The 1,240-nt window shown below is 39.8% G+C and carries 1 protein-coding gene; it reads right to left on the reverse strand.

Annotated elements, in window-relative coordinates; genetic code table 11:
• Positions 1 to 214 (reverse strand): hypothetical protein (locus tag DD606_RS26255; protein ID WP_219824241.1); only part of this gene is annotated, 214 nt, incomplete at its 3' end.
• Positions 215 to 1,240: the final 1,026 nt, after the last annotated feature.

The following is a 1,240-nucleotide window of genomic DNA, read 5'->3' on the forward strand; positions in this document are numbered from 1 at the left end:
CACTTATCTTCATCTCCATGATACATCCAAATAATTTTTCCATCAAAGAGCCAACCATTAAAGTGTGATAGTTGTTCACATTGTTTACATCTCCTCCTTTGTGCAAAGGTTTGATCCAATTTGCACTCCAATCATGAGGCATGCCATGCTGAAGTGCAAGGTTAAACATATCGCGTATCCAATATCGTGTTTTCTTGCTTGTCCATTTAATCATTTCAGCCTTGACACCTTGAAGGTACCCTACCTTGTGAGTAGCAAGTTTCTCAAGCGCGCGGCATACATCTCAATGGTAAAGAAGGGAGGCATAAACGGAAGGGAGCTACAACACTCCATCTTATCAACATGGGTTGCTCATAGAGGTTCTTGCAATGCATATACATATCCTCAAGAGTCAAGTCACCAAAGCTCTCAACGCGCTTGCCTTTTAGATTTTGCCAAAACTTGCCACATGCATGTGCTTTCTCTTGTGCTAAAAGAAGTTGTTTTTCGACTTCCCACCTTCTCCTCTTCTTTTGAACAAGTGCTTTGTATGTGTGTGAACATTCCAAGTAAACTTCCTTGTCTTTGATTGCATCCAATCTTAGCAAGTGTTTTCGGGCTTGACTACATTCCATGTCAAACCATTTCTTCTTGGTGCTACCCTTCTTAGACCTTTTGCAAGACATGTGTTTCACCGAAAAGCATTCCTTCGCACAAGAGAAAATTACTTCTTTGAAAACTTTCCACTTGCATTCTAATGTTGGGCTCTCTTGATGCTCTATCATGCTTAACATTTGGTCCACCATATCAGCATATATAAGTGCTCGTTTGAAGTCTAGACGTAGGTAGAAATGATTCACATCATGATTGGAGGCTACATGCTCGGGCCGTTTACCACACTTGAGGTCAATACATAACATCCTATGATCCGATTCCGGATTCCATTCACCAAGTGTAAAGCTTTGTATGCATTCTAAAGTGGCTTCCGAGAACAACATATAGTCAATCACGCTATCATCATTGTGCTTTCTACATGTAAAGTCATTGATGCCTTGCCATAGAGATACACCATTTGCAATGAGCATTCCGGTACTATTGCACATATGTAGAAGTGACTTTCCATAGTGATCCAGATTTTTTACATCATTAGAACTTCGATTATACATGCATATCGACTTGTTGTGTGTCGTTTTGTATCATATTTTTGCGAGCATTCATGTCTCCAAAAACAATGACTTCACTTTGATCCTTGAAATGAGAA

Origin of the sequence: Enterobacter cloacae complex sp. GF14B (assembly GCF_004136805.1) — a bacterium.
Lineage (GTDB): Bacteria > Pseudomonadota > Gammaproteobacteria > Enterobacterales > Enterobacteriaceae > Enterobacter > Enterobacter hormaechei_C.